Raw genomic sequence first — 17,761 nt, forward strand, 5'->3', positions numbered from 1 at the left:
CAGACCTGGGAGGAGAGACCCATGAACAAAATCTTCGAAGTCCCACTCTATGCCTATGAGCGCAGTGCCGATCAGGACGCCTCCAGCCCGGCACGCCACAAGGTGATCGTGATCGGCGCAGGGCCCATCGGGCTGGCCGCCGCCATCGACCTTGCCCAACAGGGGATCGAGGTCGTGGTGCTGGACGACAATGACAAGGTCAGCTTTGGCAGCCGCGCGGTCTGTTATGCCAAGCGCCCGCTGGAAATCCTCGACCGGCTGGGATGTGGTCAGCCGATGGTCGACAAGGGGGTCGAGTGGAACCTGGGCAAGGTGTTCTTTGACGATCGGCAGGTCTATGACTTCAACCTGCTGCCCGAAGGCGGCCACCAGCGCCCCGCCTTCATCAACCTCCAGCAATACTATTTCGAGGAATACCTGGTGAACCGGGTCCGCGAATTGCAGGAGGCCGGTGCACCAATCGAAATCCGCGGCCGCAACAAGGTCGAAGCGATCGGCACCCATCCCGACCACGTCAAGCTGGAGGTCGAGACGCCCGAAGGCTCGTACACCGTCGAGGCCGACTGGCTGATCGCCTGCGACGGCGCCGGCTCTCCGGTGCGGTCGATGCTGGGACTCGATTTCGTGGGCCGCGTGTTCGAGGACAACTTCCTGATCGCCGACGTGATCATGGATGCAGGCTTTCCGACCGAGCGCTGGTTCTGGTTCGATCCGCCCTTCAACCGGGGTCAATCCGCCCTGCTGCACAAGCAGCCTGACAATGTCTGGCGCATCGACCTGCAACTGGGTTGGGATATCGACAAGGAGCGTGAAAAGCGCCCCGAGAACGTGATTCCGCGCCTCAAGGCGATGCTGGGCGAGGATGTGCAGTTCGAGCTGGAATGGGTCTCGATCTACACGTTCCAGTGTCGCCGGATGGAGAAGTTCCGCCATGGCCGGGTGCTGTTTGCCGGCGACGCCGCGCATCAGGTTTCGCCGTTCGGCGCACGCGGGGCGAATTCCGGCCTGCAGGATACCGACAACCTGATCTGGAAGCTGAAACTGGTGATGGAGGGCAAGGCACCCGAAAGTCTGCTGGACAGCTATGATATGGAGCGGATCCACGGCGCGGATGAGAATATCCTCAATTCGTCGCGCTCGACCGATTTCATCACGCCCAAATCCGAGATGTCGCGCGTCCTGCGCGACGCGGTGCTGGACCTGAGCGAGCAGTATGAATTCGCCCGCCCGCTGGTGAATTCGGGCCGCTTGTCGGTGCCCTGCACCTATGACGGCTCGCCGCTCAACTCGGCCGATGCGCTGCTGGACGGCCCGGCACGCACCCGTCCCGGCAGCCCCTGCCCCGACGCGCCGCTGGGCGACGGGTTCCTGCTGCCAAAACTGGGCGACAAGTTCATCCTGCTGACCATCGACGCCGATGCCCCCGACCTGATCGAGGAAGAGGGGATCGAGGTCACGCGCCTGGCGCTTTCGGTCAAGGACGACCCGACGATGGAGCTGAAGCGCCGCTATCTGGGCGACAATGACAGCGCCGTCTACCTGATCCGCCCCGACCAGCATGTCGCCGCCCGCCGCGCGACATTCGACGAAACCCAGTTCCGGCACGCGATCCGCCGGGCCACCGGCAAGGAGTGAGCCTCATGTCCGATCTGACACTGACCCCGAACATCGCTGGCGCAGACGATTTCTATGCCGAACTGCTGGCCGCCCATGAGGGCCTCGACAAATCCGCAAGCGATGCGCTGAACGCGCGCCTCGTTCTGGTTCTGGCCAACCACATCGGCGACCGCGCCGTCCTGTCCAAGGCGCTGAAAGCCGCCGCATTCAAGGAGTAACCCCATGAAGATCGAGAAAATCCACCACGTCGCCTATCGCTGCAAAGACGCCAAGGAAACCGTCGAATGGTATGGCAAGATGCTGAACATGGACTTCATCCTGGCGATTGCCGAGGATCATGTCCCTTCGACCCATGAACCGGACCCGTATATGCATCTGTTCCTGGATGCAGGCGACGGCAACGTGCTAGCCTTCTTCGAACTGCCGACCAAGCCCGAGATGGGCCGCGACCCGAACACGCCGATCTGGGTCCAGCATATCGCGTTCAAGGTCAAGGACCGCGCGACATTGATCGAGTTCAAGGAACATCTGGAGGCCAATGGTGTCGAGGTTCTGGGCGTCACCGATCACTCGATCTTCCATTCGATCTATTTCTTCGATCCCAACGGCCACCGTGTCGAGCTGGCCTGCCCGGACCCGGAGGAAGAGGCCCTTCTGAAGCGGATGGACGAGGTCAAGTGGGACATGCTCGAAGAGTGGTCGCGCACCAAGAAGGCGCCGCAGCACGCCGCGTGGCTGCACGCCAAGGAGCTGAACAAGACCGTCTGAGAACCGAGCAACAACAGGATGGGGTCCGGTGCAGGTCACCGGGCCCCTTTCGCGAGGAAGATCCGCGAAGGATTGAGAACCGCCATGGAGCGAAAGCTGTTAACACTGCGCGGGCAACAGCCTAACATCCGCCTGCCCCTGACAGGAGAGACGCCGGAATGACCGAAACGATCCTTTATGACTACTGGCGCTCGTCGGCCAGCTACCGGCTGCGCATCGCGCTCAACCTTGCGGGCATTGCCTATACGGCGGTGCCGGTCGATCTGGTCAAGGGGGAACACCGCTCCGAAGAACACCTCGCCCGTAATCCGCAGGGGCTGGTGCCGGTTCTCGAGATCGACGGGCTGCGGCTGACGCAGTCGCTGGCGATGCTCGACTATCTCGACCAGACCCGCGGGCTGGGACTGGTGCCCGCCGATCCGGCGGGCCGGGCGCAGGTACAGGCGCTGGCGCAGGCGATCGCTGTCGATATCCACCCGGTCTGCAACCTGAAGGTCGCGCGTCACGCCACCGACCTCAGTGGCGGCGCCGAGGACATGCCGGGCGCCTGGATGCGCCATTTCATCCGCCCCGGGCTGCAAGCCTTCGAGACGATGCTGGCCGGATTCGAACAATCGCCCTATTGCTGCGGCGATGCACCCGGGCTGGCCGATATCTGCCTGATGCCCCAAATCTACAATGCGCGCCGCTGGGAAGTGGATATCAGCGACCTGCCACGCCTCTTGTCGGTCGAGGCGGCCTGTGCAAAACACCCGGCCTTTGCCGCCGCACATCCAGATCGTCACGCCCCCGCGTGATCTTGGCGCCGCCGGAAAACACACGTTTTCCGGCCCGTTTTCCGTGTCGGAAAACGGCCCCCGCCCGAAAGCCACTGGACAGCCCCGATCCGGGCGCCGTTAATGTGGCAAGGATGAGCGGGAGGCAGGCATGGCATCACACGGATATGACAGCGGACGGCTGAACCTGCCGTTTGTGGGGATCTGCACCTTTGGCAAATACCCCTATGTCGAAGATTGGGACAGTATCGACGCCGATGCGGCGGTCCTCGGCGCTCCATTCGATTTTGGCGCACAATGGCGATCAGGCGCACGCATGGGACCGCGGGCCATCCGCGAGGCCTCGACCCTGTTTTCCTTCGGCCATGCGGGCGCCTATGATTTCGAGGACGACATCACCTATCTCGATCCCGCCAAGGTGCGGATCGTCGATATCGGCGATGCCGATATCGTGCATACCGACACGCTGAAGAGCCATGCCAATATCGAATATGGGGTGCGCAAGATCCTGCAGGCCGGCGCCCTACCGGTCGTGCTGGGGGGCGATCATTCGGTCAATATCCCCTGCATCAATGCCTTTGACGATCAGGACCCGATCCATGTGGTGCAGATCGACGCGCATCTGGATTTTGTCGACGAGCGGCATGGCGTGCGCTATGGCCACGGCAACCCGATGCGGCGCGCGGCGGAGAAGGCGCATGTCACCGGGTTGACCCAGATCGGTATCCGCAATGTCTCTTCCACCGCCAAGGACGGCTATGACGCCGCCCGCGCCATGGGGTCGGATATCCAGTCGGTGCGCCATGTCCGCCGGATGGGAACCGACGCGATGCTTGCCCGGATCCCCGCAGGCGTGCGGTATTACCTGACCATCGACATTGACGCCTTCGATCCCTCTATCGCGCCGGGAACCGGAACGCCCAGCCATGGAGGGTTCCAGTATTACGAGGTGCTTGAGCTGATCGACGGGCTGGCCCGGAGGGGCGATATCGTGGGCATCGACCTGGTCGAGGTCGCCCCGGACTATGACCAGACCGGCAGCACCTCGATCCTGGCGGCGCAACTGCTGATGAACACGCTGGGGCGGGTGCTGCACCACCGAAAACGCTGAAAGCGCACAGGTGCGGTTCGCCTGTACGGAATTGCAGGCACATTTTCGCATCGGCATATTGCCCCAGATGAAACAGGAGACACCGATGAACCAGTCCATCACCGGCTATCATGCCCATGTCTATTTCGACGCCGACAGCGAGGCGACCGCCCGGCAGGTCTGCGAACAGGCGGCGCACCTGTTTCCGGTGCAGATGGGCCGGGTTCACGCTCGGAATGTCGGCCCGCATCCGCGCTGGAGCTGCCAACTGGCTTTTGGCCCCGAGGACTTCGACAAGGTCGTGCCCTGGCTGATGCTGAACCGGCAGGGCTTGACCATATTTGCCCATCCCGAGACCGGCGACGAATTGCGCGATCATCGCGACCGCGCCATCTGGATGGGCGAGATGCTGGATCTGGACCTGTCGCTGTTCGACTAGCCGCTCAGCCCAGTTCCATTGTGGCAATCGCCTGCAACCCCGGACCTGTCTGCGGGACCGTGCCGCGATACATTCGGGCCGTTGCAAAGGGCACGGTGAATCCGGCACCTTCCAGCGCGCGGCATAGCGATGTATTGGCCTCGGGTAAATCGATGATCAGCGGGCAACTCGGTCGCTCAGCGGCGATATCCGCGACCAGGTCCAGTGCTGTGGCAGTGCTCGGCGCTATGATGGGGCCGATCTTGGTTCCTTCGCGACAGGCCCGCCATGAGGCAAAGCCAACGATCTCGCCGTCCTTTTGCAATACCCGCGTGGCCCGCTCGGGCTGGCCTGGTGCCAACCAGGCGTTCAGGAATGTCGGGCGGCTGAAGCCACCGGCAGCGGCATCGAGTTCGATCAGCCGTGGCATATCCGACAAGGCCGCTGACCGTATCTCAGGTGACCGAACCGCTGGCCAGCGCCCTTCGTGCCGCAGGCTGGCCCCGGTTCGCACAAAACCCGACTTTGCATAATTCGCCTCTTGCGCTGCCACACCATCGAGACCGACAGATCGGGTACCCGCGTGTTCCAGCGCACGGGTCCAGGTCGCCAGCCCGATCCCCTGCCCCCGCCAGTCGGGTCGGCAGAGATAGAGGCCCAGAAAGGCGTTACCGGCATCGTGGTTGACCACCGAGATCGCCGCGACCGGCTCGCCTTTGACCCGCGTCAGAAAGAACCCCTGCGTGTCTGCGGCATGAAATGCCCGCGCATCGTCCAGCCCGGGGTTCCACCCCTCCTCTGCCGCCCAGTCCAGAACCATATCCAGATCCGGCAGGCCCATGGGTGCGATGGTCAGCCCCGGCAAACCCATGTCAGAGCGCCCTTGCCCGGTCACGCAGAACGAACTTCTGCACCTTTCCGGTCGAGGTCTTGGGCAACTCGCCGAACACAACGGTCCGTGGCGCCTTGAAATGCGCCATGTTCGCCCTGCAATAGTCGATGATCTCGGCCGCATCGGCCTCGGCCCCCGGTTTCAGCTCGACAAAGGCGCAAGGCGTCTCGCCCCATTTCTCGTCCGGCTTGGCGACCACGGCTGCCTCCATCACCGCGGGATGCTTGTAAAGCACACCCTCCACCTCGACAGACGAGATGTTCTCGCCGCCCGAGATGATGATGTCCTTGGACCGGTCCTTGAGCGCGATATAGCCATCGGGATGCATCACCCCCAGATCGCCCGAGGCGAACCAGCCACCGCGAAACGACTTGTCCGTGGCATCGGGGTTCTTGAGATACCCTTTCATCACCACGTTGCCCTGCATGAAGATCTCGCCCATCGTCTCGCCATCGGCGGGCACAGGCTCCAGCGTGTCGGGATCCGCGACCATCAGGCCGGACAGCGCCGCGTTCTTGACCCCCTGGCGCACCTTCAGCGCCGCCCGTTCACTGGCTGGCCGCGTATCCCATTCCTCTTTCCAGGCACACACCACCGACGGACCATAGGTTTCGGTCAGGCCATAGACATGGGTCACCTCGACGCCCATCGCCTCCATCTTTTCGATCACGGCGGCGGGCGGCGGCGCGCCTGCGGTCATCACCTTGATCTGGTGGTCGAAATCCCTGAGATGCGCGGGCGCGTTGGCAAGCATGTTCAGCACGATGGGCGCGCCGCAGAAATGGGTCACCTTTTCCTCACGGAAAGCGCGATAGATCGGCTCGTCCCGTACCGCGCGCAGGCAGACGGACACCCCGGCATTGGCCGCCATGGTCCAGGGAAAACACCAGCCGTTGCAATGAAACATCGGCAAGGTCCAAAGATAGACCGAGTGTTTCGGCATCCCCCAGTCGAGGATATTGGTGTTCGCATTCAGCGCCGCGCCCCGGTGATGATAGACGACCCCCTTGGGGTTGCCGGTGGTGCCCGAGGTGTAGTTCAGCGCGATCGCGTCCCATTCATCATCCGGCAGCGACCAGGTGAATTCGGGGTCACCCTCGGCCAGCAGTTCCTCATAGGTAAGTGCGCCGAGCCGCTCCCCGCCTTCGAAACTGGGATCCTCGATGTCGATGACCAGCAGGTCGGGGCGGTCGATCTGTGCCAAGGCATCGCGCACCACGGCCGAGAATTCGGGATCGACGATCAGCGCCTTGGCCTCGGCATGGGTCAGGATGAAGGCGATGATCGGGGCATCGAGGCGGGTATTGATCGCGTTCAGCACCGCACCCACCATGGGCACGCCGAAATGCACCTCGTACATCTCGGGGATATTGGCGGCGATGATCGAAACGGTATCGCCCTTGCCGATCCCGCGCGCGGTCAGCGCCCCGGCCAGACGCCGGCAACGCGCATAGGTTTCCGCCCAGGTGTAGCGGCGCGCGCCGTACACCACCGAGGGGTAATCCGGATAGACCGCCGCCGTCCGCTCGATCATGCTCAGCGGTGACAGCGGAGTAAAATTGGCACGTGTCCGGTCCAGATGCTGGTCATAGATGCTGCTGCCGGTCATGTCCTGTCCTCCCTGAGTGATGCCTTGCGCGCAGATGTGGCACAAACACGCCCGGCAAGGAAAGATCGTAATAACACGTGCCTGCCGCAACAATAGAACCGGGGCCCCGCAGGGCCCCGATTTTTTCTTGCCGAAGGTGGATCAGCCCTTGCTCTTCCAGGGTACCAGCACCCGTTCGGCCCAGCGCATCAGGATGTCGATGCCAAAGCCGATCACCCCGATCAGGATGATCCCCATGATCACGATATCGGTCAGCTGGAACTTGGACGCGACCATGATCATCATACCAGCGCCCTTTTCCGCCGCCACCAGTTCGGCGGCAACCACGGTGCCCCAGCAGACCCCCATCGCCACCCGCGCGCCGGTAAAGATCTCGGGCAGCGAGTTCGGAACGATCACGTAGCGCATGATCTGCGCCTTGCTGGCGCCCAGCGAATAGGCGGCGTGCACCTTCGAGATCCTGACCCCCGAGACGCCCGAGCGGGCGGCGATGGCCATGATCCACAAGGCCGCGAGGAACAGCAGGATGATCTTGCCCGTCTCGCCGATCCCCGCCCAGATGATGACCAGCGGGATCAGGGCCAGCGGCGGCACCGGGCGCATGAATTCGACGATCGGGTCGAACCAGCCGCGGAACCAGTCGCTCAACCCCATGGCATAGCCCAGCGGAATACCCACCAGCGCGCCAAAGAAGAAACCAGCGATCACGCGGAACAGGGAAAAGCCCAGATGTTCCCACAAGGTGCTGTCACGATAGCCCGACTTGGCAATCTCGCCCAGACGGCTGACCACGGCTTCGGGCGGCGGCAGCCAGATCGGTTCCATCTGCAATCCCGATGGTGGCCGGAAACTGATCGCCCCCTTGTCGGTCAGCGAAAACTGCCCTGACCCGGTCTTGATCGACTGACCCTCGGATATGGCGGTGCCGTCGATGGCCACGATCTTGGCGCCTTCCTTGCGCTTGGCCTCGTCATTCTTGTCAAAGATGATGGTGGTCGAGCGCGATGCGGTCATCGACACCGCATCGTCCTTGGCAAAGCCCGGCCCCGGATCCACGTCGAAATTCTCGGTCTTTTCACCAAAGGGGTAGACCTTGACATGGACGGTGGCGTCGTCGCGGGCGCCATTGGCATCCTCGAGCGTGTAGACAAACGAGGTGTCACCGACAAAAGGTGCCGGCGCGTGCAGGAACGAGGGCACGTATTTCGACCCGGTGAACGATCCCCAGATCAGAAAGATGGTGAGAACCGACACCACCGAGGCGATCCGGTTCGAGGTGACCGCGCTCTCGTCACCGAAAGTCACGGTCTTGAGCGAGGTAAAGTCATTGGTGGTCTTGCGCACGAAAAAGCGCACGGCCAGGAACGACCCGACAAAGATCGCCACATAGACCGCAAGGATAATCAGGCCGATCATTGTGCTGCCTCCGTGCGTCCCATGATTTCTTCCTCCATGTCCCAGATCATCGAGAGGATTTCCTCGCGCGTCTGGGAATAGCCTTCGGATTTCTTGACCTCGCGCAGGTCCGCATTCACCCCCATATCGGCATAAGGCAGGCGGTATTCCTTGTGGATGCGTCCAGGGCGCGGCGCCATGACCAGCAGCCGTTCACCCAGCAAAAGGGCCTCTTCGACAGAGTGGGTGATCAGGATGATGGTCTTGCCGGTTTCTTTCCAGAGCTTCAGAACCAGGCCCTGCATCTTTTCGCGGGTCAGCGCGTCAAGCGCGCCCAGCGGCTCGTCCATCAGGATCACGTCGGGATCGTTGGCCAGACAACGGGCCAGCGCGACGCGCTGCTGCATGCCGCCGCTCAGCTCATAAATCGCCTTGTCCTTGAAATCGCCAAGGCCGGTCACGTCGAGCAGATGGTCGACATGGCTGCCATACTCCGCCTCGCGCTGCCCCTTCATGCGCGGGCCAAAGCTGACATTGTCGCGCACGTTCATCCATTCGAACAAGGCGCCCTGCTGGAACACCATGCCGCGTTCGGCATCGGGGCCATGCACCTTGTGCCCGTTCATGGCGATGTGGCCCTCGGTCGGCGCCAGAAACCCGGCGACGATATTCAACAATGTTGTCTTGCCGCAGCCCGAAGGGCCGAGCACACTCATCAATTCACCTTCCTTGAGATGCAACGAGACGTTTTTCAGCGCCTGCACCGAGCTGCCGTTCGGCAGGTCAAAGCGCATGGATATGTTTTCGATAGACAGTCCCGACATGGCCCGCCTTTCCTGTTGGAGATATTTGCAGGGGTATGGTGTCGCCGGTTCCGGGCAACATGCAAAATGCAGGCGGCGGGACAACCCGCCGCCCGTCGTCCGGTCGGCTTACATGCCGCCTGCCGCGGCCAGCGGCCCGGTGTTCACGGCGTTCTCGTAGGTGTCCAGCGCGCTGTCGATGCTGCCCGCCTCGACGAACACATCCGCCACACCCTTCATGAAGGTCTGCGCATTGCCACCCAGCCAGGCACCGCTCATCTGCTCCTCGATGGTCGGGAACTTGAAGGTGGCGATGGTCGCGGCGGTCGCCTCTTCATCCATGCCGGCATCCTTGGCGATCAGCGGCAGCATCTCGGCATGGTTGGCCTCGTCCGCCCACATGGCGTTTGCATCCGCCGTCACCTTTAGGAACTTGGCAACCAGTTCGCTGTTCTCCGCGACCCAGCCCGCCGGGCCCGATGTCACGTCAAACACCAGGATACCCAGTTCGGTCTTTTCGTCACCGGTCAGCAGCACATTGCCATGCTCAAGCGCACGGCGCAGCGAGCCGCCCCAACCGCAGAACATGTCGACCGCGCCCTGGGCAATCGCCGCGGCGCCATCGGGCGGATCCATGTCGACAACGTCCATGCTGGCGACATCTACGCCGAAATGGTTCATCTGCTTGAGGAAACCATAGTGCGCGGCGGTGCCCAGCGGCACGGCAACCTTCTTGCCCGCCAGTTCACCGGCATTGTCCTTGTCGATCTCCAGCTCCGAGCGCACGACGCAGTTGTCGTTGTCGGCATAGGACACAGCCACATCGAGGATTTGCAGGTCCTGCCCGGCCGAGGTGGCAACCACGAAGGGCGGAACGCCCTGGCTGACCGACAGGTGCACATCGCCCGACGCCATCGCCGCCGACATCTTCACGCCGCTTTCGAAGCTGACCCAGTTGACCTTGACGCCCAGCGCCTCGTCATAGGTTCCCTTCTGCTTGGCGTATTCGAACGGCATCGGCCATTCGAGGAAGTAGGCCACGGTGATCTCGCCCTCGGCAGCCACCGCCGCAGGCATGGCGCCAACCGCCAGCGCCAGACCGGCCACAGCACCCAAAAGCTTCGTTTTTGCAGTCATCATCTAATTCTCCCTGTGTTCCGCCGGAATGGCGGAGGAATTTCGCGAACGGTTCAGCCGTTTCTGCTGTTTCGCGGGCCCTCGACCGAGCGCCCCTCCCTACTCCGAAAGGAAATCCCCCTTTCGATCAACGAATTTTTCTGCCATTGGGCCAAGTCTTGGACAGACCAACGTGCGGATTTCAAAACCTCAAATCTGGAAATACCTATATTTTTCAGCCCGCTATCCGGGGAAGCAGCGCGGCAAGCTGCCGTAAGGGCAGCCATATTGGCTATATGTGAGGTATTTTTCTGGCCCTATCGAATGCCCAGGATTTGACGTCTCTGGACTCTATCACGCGTCTCGGTTTTTCTGGGACATCGGAGTCGATCAAACAGTCATCAGGAGAGGGCCCCTCATGGACGGCACGTTCAACGAAAACGATCTGAGTCGGGTGGTCGAAGCCGACCGCGCCCATATCTGGCACCATCTGATCCAGCACAAACCCTTTGAGACCAACGACCCCCGCATCATCGTCGAAGGCAAGGGCATGCGGGTCTGGGATCAGAAGGGCAAAGAGCATCTCGACGCCGTCTCGGGCGGCGTCTGGACCGTCAACGTGGGCTATGGACGTGAGTCCATCTGCAAGGCGGTTTATGACCAGTTGATGAAACTTTGCTACTTTGCGAACTCGGCGGGCTCGATTCCCGGCGCGCTGTATGCGGAGAAGCTGATTTCCAAGATGCCGGGGATGAGCCGGGTCTATTACACCAACTCGGGCTCCGAGGCGAACGAGAAGGCGTTCAAGATGGTGCGCCAGATCGCGCACAAGAAATACGGCGGCAAGAAGACCAAGATCCTCTACCGCGACCGCGACTATCACGGCTCGACGCTGGCGGCGATGTCGGCGGGTGGCCAGGACGAGCGCAACGCGCAATACGGCCCCTTTGCGCCGGATTTCGTCAAGGTTCCCCATTGCATGGAATACCGCAAGGAAGAGCTGGGGCTGGGTCATCTGTCGGGCGCCGAGTTCGGTCGCGCCGCTGCCGACCTGATCGAAGAGGTGATCCTGCGCGAGGGCCCCGAGACCGTAGGCGCGCTGTGCCTTGAGCCGGTGACCGCCGGTGGCGGCGTCATCACCCCGCCCGAAGGCTATTGGGAGCGGGTGCAGGAGATCTGCAAGCAATACGACGTGCTCTTGCATATCGACGAGGTCGTCTGTGGCATCGGCCGCACCGGCACCTGGTTCGGCTATCAGCAATACGGCATCAAGCCCGACTTCGTGACCATGGCCAAGGGCGTCGCCTCGGGCTATGCGGCCATCGCCTGCATGGTGACCACCGAAGAAGTGTTCGAGATGTTCAAGGATAACAGCGACGATCCGCTGAACTATTTCCGCGATATCTCGACCTTTGGCGGCTGCACCGCCGGCCCCGCCGCGGCGCTGGAAAACATGCGCATCATCGAGGATGAGGACCTGCTGGGCAATTGCACCGCCATGGGCGAGCGGATGCTGGGCAACCTGCACGCGCTGATGGAAAAGCACGCCGTGATCGGCGATGTGCGCGGCAAGGGCCTGTTCCTGGGCGCCGAGCTGGTGGCCAATCGCGAGACCAAGGAACCGGTGACCGAGAAACAGGCACAGGCCGTGGTCGCCGACTGCATGGCGCAGGGTGTGATCATCGGGGTGACCAACCGCTCGATCCCGGGGCGCAACAACACGCTGTGCTTCTCGCCCGCGCTGATTGCCACCGCCGAGGATATCGACGCCATCACCGATGCGGTCGATCAGGCGCTGACCCGCGTCTTCGGCTAGGACCGGGGGCCGCGGCCGGCACCTCTCCCGTTGGGTCGTCTGCCCGTGAAACCGGCGCGTACCGCGCGCCGGTTTTGCCATTTTCGGCCCCGGCGCCGGGCCGAGACTATTTGAACCCGGCACCGCCTGTGGTTATTTTTGATCCATGCCGTCCCTGAACGCCTCCTTTCCCCTGCGCCCCGGTCGGGTGCACGAAGCCTGCGGGCCCTTGGCCGTGGCCATGGCCGCCGTCACCGCCGCCCAGGTGAGCGGCCTTCTGTGGCTGCGCGAGAGCTGGCGGCCCGAGCTGATCAACCCGCTGGGGCTGGCCGATTATTTCGACCCCGCGCGGCTGCTGCTGGCCCAGACCAGGGACCAGGCCGACACCCTGGCCGTGGCCGAGGAAAGCCTGCGCGACGGCGCCCTGCCCCTTGTGGTGATCGAACTGACGGCGCCACTGAGCCTGACCGCCGGGCGGCGCCTGCAACTGGCGGCCAAGGATGGCAAGACGACCGGATTGTGCCTGATCCCCGAGGGCATGGGCAGCAACGCGGCCGAAACCCGCTGGCATTGCGCCCCGGTTTTCGACCCATCGGACTCGACTCTGATGCGGTGGGAAATTATTAAGAACAAATCAGGAACATTAGGGGCCTGGCATGTTCGATGGAATAGGGCGTCGCGTCGTCTCGATCTGGTTTCCCCGGTTGGCCAGCGACCGGGCGCTGCGGGTGCGCCCGGTTGACGGCCCCTTTGCCCTGACATTGAAACAGGCCAATGCGGACCGGCTCTATTGCCTCGATACCGGGGCGGAGCGGGCCGGGCTGCATCGCGGCATGGCCTATGCGGATGCCCGCGCCTTTTGCCCCGATCTGCAAACCCGGCCCGCGGATCCGGCGGGCGATGCGCGCTTCCTGCGGATGCTGCGCCGCTGGGCCACGCGCTATTGCCCCTGGGTCGGGCTTGAGGGGCGCGACGGGCTGGTGCTGGACATCACCGGGGCGGCGCATCTGTTCGGCGGCGAGGCGATGCTGCTTTCCGACATGCGCCAGCGCCTTGCGCGCGCGGGGCTGGCCGCCCGAATCGGGCTGGCCGATACGCGTGGCGCGGCCTGGGCGCTGGCCCATCACGGCGAGGGCTGCGCCGACCCCGGCCAGCCGCTGGCGGCGCTGGAACACCTGCCCGTCGCCGCCCTGCGCCTGGGCGAGGACACCGTCACCGGCCTGACCCGCCTGGGCCTGCGCAGGATCGGCGAGCTGGAGCGCACCGCCCGCGCGCCGCTGACCCGCCGGTTCGGCCCCGAACCGCTGCTGCGGCTGGATCAGGCGATGGGGCGTCAACCCGAACAGATCTCGCCCCTGGCCGAGCCGCCCCATTACGGGGTCCGCCTGACCCTGCCCGATCCGATCGGCCTGTTCGATGACGTGATGGCGGGCACCGGGCGCCTGCTCGACCAGCTCTGCGCCCGGCTCAAGACGCAGGAGGCGGGCGCGCGCAGCCTGTGCCTGACCCTGCGCCGGGTCGATCAGGAGGCGCAGACGGTCGAACTGCGCCTGGCCCGCCCGCTGCGCGATGCCGCCCGTATCCTGCCGCTGTTCGAACGCGGCGTGCGCGAGGTCGACGCGGGCTATGGCATCGACCAGATGCGGCTGGAGGCAACCCGGGTCGAGCCGCTGCCGGTGCGCCAGCTCAGCCATGTCTCCTCGGGCCGGGCCGACCGGCTGGACGACCTGATCAGCCGGATCGGCACCCGGATCGGGCTGGAGAACATCCAGCGGTTTCTGCCCGTCGACAGCCATATCCCCGAACGCGGCTTTACCATCGCCGCCGCGGCCTGGTCGGAACCAGAGGGGAGCTGGGCATCGCCCCGCCCGCGCCCGATCCTGCTGTTCCCGCCCGAACCCCTCGCCGCCACCGGCCCGCGCCCGCCCGAGCGGTTCCGCTGGCGGCGCATGTCGCTGAGCACGGCGCGCGCCACCGGGCCGGAACGGATCGCCCCCGAATGGTGGCTGCCCGACGAGAACTGGCGCAGCGGGGTCCGCGATTACTGGCATGTCGAGACCCGGCAGGGGCGGCGGCTGTGGCTGTTCCACACGCCGCAAAACCCGGCCTGGTTCGTGCAGGGGGAATTCGCATGACCTATGCCGAGCTTTGCGTCACCACCAATTTCACCTTTCTCACCGGCGCCTCGCACCCCGAGGAGATGGTGACCCGCGCCGCCGAGCTGGGCCTGCATGCCATCGCCATCACCGACCGCAACTCGCTGGCCGGGGTGGTGCGGGCCTATGCCGCGCTAAAGGAGTTGCGGCGCGAGGCGGACGAGGCCATCCGCATCCGCTCGCAGCACCGGATCGATTCCTGCTCGCGTCAGGAGGTCGGGCATCCGCAGCCGATCGCCCGGCCCGAGGTGCCGCGCCTGCCCCGGCTGATCACCGGCTGTCGCCTGGTGCTGCGCGACAGCCCGCTGCACTGGATCGCCCTGCCCCGCGACCGCGCCGCCTATCAGCGGCTGACCCGGCTGCTGACGCTGGGCAAGCGGCGGGCGGAAAAGGGCGACTGTCACCTCGATCTGGCCGACCTGCTGGCGGGCTGCACCGGCATGATCCTGATCGCACTGCCGCAGGGGCGGCTCGACGGCGCCCTGCCCCATCTTCAGCAAGTGCAGCGCCGCTTTCCCGGCCATGTGTTTCTGGGCGCGGCACCGCGCTATGACGGGTCCGATCAGGCCTGGCTGGCCGCCTGCGCCCGGCTGGCCCTGCGCAGCTCGGCCCCGATGGTGGCGGTGGGCGATGTGCTGATGCATCGCGCCAATCGCCGCCAGCTGGCCGATGTGCTGACCTGCATGCGCGAGCATATCACCATCGACCAGATCGGCACCCGCGCCCTGCCCAATGCCGAACGCCGCCTCAAGGGCCATGCCGACATGGCCCGGCTGTTCCGCGACCACCCCGCCGCCCTGCGCCGCACGCTGGACATCGCCGCCCGGTGCAGTTTCTGCCTGAGCGAGCTGAGCTATGAATATCCCGACGAGGTCGCCGAGGGCGAAACCCCGCAGGCCCGGCTGGAGCGGCTGACCGCCGAGGGGATCGTGCGCCGCTATCCCGGCGGCGCGCCGCAGCGCGTGCATGAACTGGTGGCCAAGGAGCTCAAGCTGGTCGCCGAACTGGGCTTTCCCGCCTATTTCCTGACGGTGCACGACATTGTGCAATTCGCCCGCTCGCAGGGCATCCTGTGCCAGGGGCGCGGCTCGGCGGCCAACTCGATCCTGTGCTATTTGCTGGGCATCACCGATGTCTCGCCCGACCAGATCGCAATGGTGTTCGAGCGCTTCATCTCGAAATACCGGGGCGAGCCGCCGGATATTGACGTCGATTTCGAACATGAACGGCGCGAAGAGGTGATCCAGTGGATTTACCAGCGATACGGCCGCCATCGCGCCGGCCTGTGCGCCACGGTGATCCATTTCCGCTCGCGCGCGGCCATTCGCGAGGTGGGCAAGGTCATGGGCCTCAGCCAGGACGTGACCGCCAGCCTCTCGGGCCAGATCTGGGGCCAGTCCAATGGCGGCGCCGATCCTGCGCGGATACGCGAGCTGGGCCTTGACCCCGAGGACCGGCGGCTGGCGCTGACCATCCGCCTGATCGGCGAGATCATCGGCTTTCCCCGCCACCTGTCACAGCATGTGGGCGGCTTTGTCATCACCCGCGGGCGGCTGGACGAACTCGCCCCGATCGAGAATGCCGCGATGGAGGACCGAACCCTCATCGAATGGGACAAGGACGATATCGACACGCTGGGCATCCTCAAGGTCGATGTGCTGGGCCTGGGCATGCTGACCTGTATCCGCAAGGCCTTTGACCTGATGCGCCAGCACGAGCAGCGGCACCTGACCATCGACACCGTGCCGCAAGAGGACGCGGCCACCTATGACATGCTCTGCGCCGCCGATGCGGTGGGCGTGTTTCAGGTGGAAAGCCGGGCGCAGATGAATTTCCTGCCCCGGATGCGGCCGCGCACCTTTTACGATCTGGTGATCGAGGTCGCCATCGTCCGCCCCGGCCCGATCCAGGGCGGCATGGTGCAACCCTATATCCGGCGCCGCCAGGGGCTGGAAAAGGCCGACCCCTTTGGCCCGGAACTGGCGGCGGTGACCGCGCGCACCCTTGGCGTGCCGTTGTTTCAGGAACAGGCGCTGCAAATCGCCGTGGTGGGCGCGGGCTATACGGCGGAAGAGGCCGACCACCTGCGCCGCTCGCTTGCCTCGTTCCGCCGCATGGGCACGATCGGCGCGCATCGGGACAAGTTCATCGCCGGTATGCGGCGCAAGGGTTATAGCCAGGAGGTAGCCGAACGCTGTTTCGGCCAGATCGAGGGTTTTGCCGATTACGGCTTTCCCGAAAGCCACGCGGCGGCCTTTGCCATGCTGGCCTATGTCTCGGCCTGGCTGAAATGCCACCACCCGGCGGTCTTTGCCTGCGCGCTGCTGAACGCGCAGCCGATGGGGTTTTATGCCCCGGCCCAGATCGTGCGCGATGCCCGCGACCATCAGGTCGAAGTGCGCCCGATCTGCGTCAATGCCAGCGACTGGGACAACCGGCTGGAACGCCGCGCCGACGGGGCGCTGGCCCTGCGGCTGGGCTTTCGCCAGATCAAGGGGTTCCGCGAAGAGGATGCCGGCTGGATCGTGGCGGCCCGTGGCAACGGCTATCCCGATCCCCAGGCGCTGTGGCTGCGCGCCGGGGTGACACCGGCGGTGCTGGAACGGCTGGCCGAGGCGGATGCCTTTGCCGATATGGGGATCGGGCGGCGCGACGCGCTCTGGCAGGTGCGGGCGATCCGGGGGCAGGCGCCGCTGCCCCTGTTCAACGATCCGCTCGACGGCGAGATCATCCACGAACCGCAGGTGACCCTGCCCGCCATGCATCTGGGCGAGGAGGTGGTCGAGGATTACGTGTCGATGCGCCTGACGCTGCGCGCCCACCCGATGGAGCTGCTGCGCCCCGCGATCCCCGGCCTGACCCCGCATGACAAGCTGGCCACCGTGACCGCCCACCGGGTCAGCGTCTGCGGCCTTGTCATCACCCGCCAGCGCCCGGGCACCGCCTCGGGGGTGATCTTTCTGACGCTCGAGGATGAAACCGGGGTCAGCAACGTGGTGGTCTGGCCCAAGATCTATGAACAGTTCCGCCGCATCGTGATGGGCGGGCGGCTGTTGCGCGTGACGGGGTACCTGCAACGCGAGGGGATCGTGGTGCACCTGATCGCCCAGCGGATCGAGGATCTCTCTCCCCGACTCGCCGATCTGGGCCATCCTATGGACAGTGCAGTTGGCCAGACCACACCGCAGACCGACAGCGCCCCCCGCCCGCGCCCGCAACCCCGGGCCATGCACCCCAGGGAGCAGGCCAAACGCCTGTTCCCCAGCCGCGATTTTCACTGAGATCCCGCCCCTTCATTTCGCCCGAAATACTCCGGGGGCGCCTAC

At 64.5% G+C, this 17,761-nt stretch carries 15 protein-coding genes; 10 read left to right on the top strand and 5 right to left on the bottom strand.

Features of this window, described 5'->3' with window-relative positions; genetic code table 11:
- The first annotated feature begins 21 nt into the window (after positions 1-21).
- The 6 genes from AC2FNY_RS04410 (at position 22) to AC2FNY_RS04435 (ending at position 4,690) form a co-directional block, all read left to right on the top strand.
- Positions 22-1,635: an FAD-dependent oxidoreductase gene (locus tag AC2FNY_RS04410; protein WP_496801746.1), complete on the top strand. Its 1,614-nt coding sequence runs from the start codon at positions 22-24 to the stop codon at positions 1,633-1,635.
- Positions 1,636-1,640: 5 nt separating this feature from the next.
- A complete protein-coding gene (locus tag AC2FNY_RS04415) occupies positions 1,641-1,835 on the top strand; it encodes a DUF2783 domain-containing protein (RefSeq protein WP_234165794.1) in 195 nt (64 codons plus the stop codon).
- Between the two features lie 4 nt (positions 1,836-1,839).
- Positions 1,840-2,385, top strand: coding sequence for a VOC family protein (locus AC2FNY_RS04420; RefSeq protein ID WP_234137529.1), 546 nt, complete (start codon positions 1,840-1,842; stop codon positions 2,383-2,385).
- Between the two features lie 158 nt (positions 2,386-2,543).
- On the top strand, positions 2,544-3,182 hold the full coding sequence (maiA, locus tag AC2FNY_RS04425) for a maleylacetoacetate isomerase (protein WP_234142899.1): 639 nt from the start codon (positions 2,544-2,546) through the stop codon (positions 3,180-3,182).
- Positions 3,183-3,312: 130 nt separating this feature from the next.
- A complete protein-coding gene (gene speB / locus AC2FNY_RS04430) occupies positions 3,313-4,272 on the top strand; it encodes an agmatinase (protein WP_234162711.1) in 960 nt (319 codons plus the stop codon).
- A gap of 85 nt (positions 4,273-4,357) precedes the next feature.
- Complete coding sequence (locus tag AC2FNY_RS04435; RefSeq protein ID WP_234215989.1) at positions 4,358-4,690, top strand: DOPA 4,5-dioxygenase family protein; 333 nt, start codon at positions 4,358-4,360, stop codon at positions 4,688-4,690.
- A gap of 4 nt (positions 4,691-4,694) precedes the next feature.
- On the opposite strand, the gene AC2FNY_RS04440 is transcribed toward AC2FNY_RS04435, so the two are convergent.
- The 5 genes from AC2FNY_RS04440 to AC2FNY_RS04460 form a co-directional block, all read right to left on the bottom strand.
- On the bottom strand, positions 4,695-5,540 hold the full coding sequence (locus AC2FNY_RS04440; protein WP_496801747.1) for a GNAT family N-acetyltransferase: 846 nt from the start codon (positions 5,538-5,540) through the stop codon (positions 4,695-4,697).
- Position 5,541: 1 nt separating this feature from the next.
- The gene (locus tag AC2FNY_RS04445; protein ID WP_496801748.1) at positions 5,542-7,170 is read right to left on the bottom strand and encodes an acyl-CoA synthetase; all 1,629 of its coding nucleotides are present in this window, start codon (positions 7,168-7,170) and stop codon (positions 5,542-5,544) included.
- A 141-nt stretch (positions 7,171-7,311) separates the two neighbouring features.
- A complete protein-coding gene (locus AC2FNY_RS04450; RefSeq protein WP_234137554.1) occupies positions 7,312-8,577 on the bottom strand; it encodes an ABC transporter permease in 1,266 nt (421 codons plus the stop codon).
- Between the two features lie 5 nt (positions 8,578-8,582).
- Positions 8,583-9,389: an ABC transporter ATP-binding protein gene (locus AC2FNY_RS04455; protein WP_234137523.1), complete on the bottom strand. Its 807-nt coding sequence runs from the start codon at positions 9,387-9,389 to the stop codon at positions 8,583-8,585.
- A 108-nt stretch (positions 9,390-9,497) separates the two neighbouring features.
- Positions 9,498-10,505 (bottom strand): taurine ABC transporter substrate-binding protein, encoded by a 1,008-nt coding sequence (locus AC2FNY_RS04460; RefSeq protein WP_234143021.1) that lies wholly within the window; start codon positions 10,503-10,505, stop codon positions 9,498-9,500.
- Positions 10,506-10,902: 397 nt separating this feature from the next.
- On the opposite strand from AC2FNY_RS04460, the gene AC2FNY_RS04465 reads away from it, so the two are divergent.
- The 4 genes from AC2FNY_RS04465 to AC2FNY_RS04480 all read left to right on the top strand — a co-directional run bounded on the left by AC2FNY_RS04465 (position 10,903) and on the right by AC2FNY_RS04480 (position 17,716).
- Complete coding sequence (locus AC2FNY_RS04465) at positions 10,903-12,300, top strand: aminotransferase family protein (protein WP_234137521.1); 1,398 nt, start codon at positions 10,903-10,905, stop codon at positions 12,298-12,300.
- Positions 12,301-12,445: 145 nt separating this feature from the next.
- Positions 12,446-13,021 (top strand): ImuA family protein, encoded by a 576-nt coding sequence (locus tag AC2FNY_RS04470; RefSeq protein ID WP_496801749.1) that lies wholly within the window; start codon positions 12,446-12,448, stop codon positions 13,019-13,021.
- The gene (locus tag AC2FNY_RS04475; RefSeq protein WP_496801750.1) at positions 12,936-14,414 is read left to right on the top strand and encodes a Y-family DNA polymerase; all 1,479 of its coding nucleotides are present in this window, start codon (positions 12,936-12,938) and stop codon (positions 14,412-14,414) included. Before AC2FNY_RS04470 ends, AC2FNY_RS04475 begins: the two co-directional genes overlap by 86 nt.
- Positions 14,411-17,716 (top strand): error-prone DNA polymerase, encoded by a 3,306-nt coding sequence (locus AC2FNY_RS04480; RefSeq protein ID WP_496801751.1) that lies wholly within the window; start codon positions 14,411-14,413, stop codon positions 17,714-17,716. Before AC2FNY_RS04475 ends, AC2FNY_RS04480 begins: the two co-directional genes overlap by 4 nt.
- Positions 17,717-17,761 lie beyond the last annotated feature (45 nt).

The organism is Ruegeria sp. BHSC223 (genome assembly GCF_059613025.1).

Bases quoted from the DNA above. Each gene is read 5' to 3' on its own strand.
- AC2FNY_RS04410 (WP_496801746.1), top strand. From the start codon at position 22: ATGAACAAAATCTTCGAAGTCCCACTCTATGCCTATGAGCGCAGTGCC.
- AC2FNY_RS04415 (WP_234165794.1), top strand. From the start codon at position 1,641: ATGTCCGATCTGACACTGACCCCGAACATCGCTGGCGCAGACGATTTC.
- AC2FNY_RS04420 (WP_234137529.1), top strand. From the start codon at position 1,840: ATGAAGATCGAGAAAATCCACCACGTCGCCTATCGCTGCAAAGACGCC.
- maiA (WP_234142899.1), top strand. From the start codon at position 2,544: ATGACCGAAACGATCCTTTATGACTACTGGCGCTCGTCGGCCAGCTAC.
- speB (WP_234162711.1), top strand. From the start codon at position 3,313: ATGGCATCACACGGATATGACAGCGGACGGCTGAACCTGCCGTTTGTG.
- AC2FNY_RS04435 (WP_234215989.1), top strand. From the start codon at position 4,358: ATGAACCAGTCCATCACCGGCTATCATGCCCATGTCTATTTCGACGCC.
- AC2FNY_RS04440 (WP_496801747.1), bottom strand. From the start codon at position 5,540: ATGGGTTTGCCGGGGCTGACCATCGCACCCATGGGCCTGCCGGATCTG.
- AC2FNY_RS04445 (WP_496801748.1), bottom strand. From the start codon at position 7,170: ATGACCGGCAGCAGCATCTATGACCAGCATCTGGACCGGACACGTGCC.
- AC2FNY_RS04455 (WP_234137523.1), bottom strand. From the start codon at position 9,389: ATGTCGGGACTGTCTATCGAAAACATATCCATGCGCTTTGACCTGCCG.
- AC2FNY_RS04460 (WP_234143021.1), bottom strand. From the start codon at position 10,505: ATGACTGCAAAAACGAAGCTTTTGGGTGCTGTGGCCGGTCTGGCGCTG.
- AC2FNY_RS04465 (WP_234137521.1), top strand. From the start codon at position 10,903: ATGGACGGCACGTTCAACGAAAACGATCTGAGTCGGGTGGTCGAAGCC.
- AC2FNY_RS04470 (WP_496801749.1), top strand. From the start codon at position 12,446: ATGCCGTCCCTGAACGCCTCCTTTCCCCTGCGCCCCGGTCGGGTGCAC.
- AC2FNY_RS04475 (WP_496801750.1), top strand. From the start codon at position 12,936: ATGTTCGATGGAATAGGGCGTCGCGTCGTCTCGATCTGGTTTCCCCGG.
- AC2FNY_RS04480 (WP_496801751.1), top strand. From the start codon at position 14,411: ATGACCTATGCCGAGCTTTGCGTCACCACCAATTTCACCTTTCTCACC.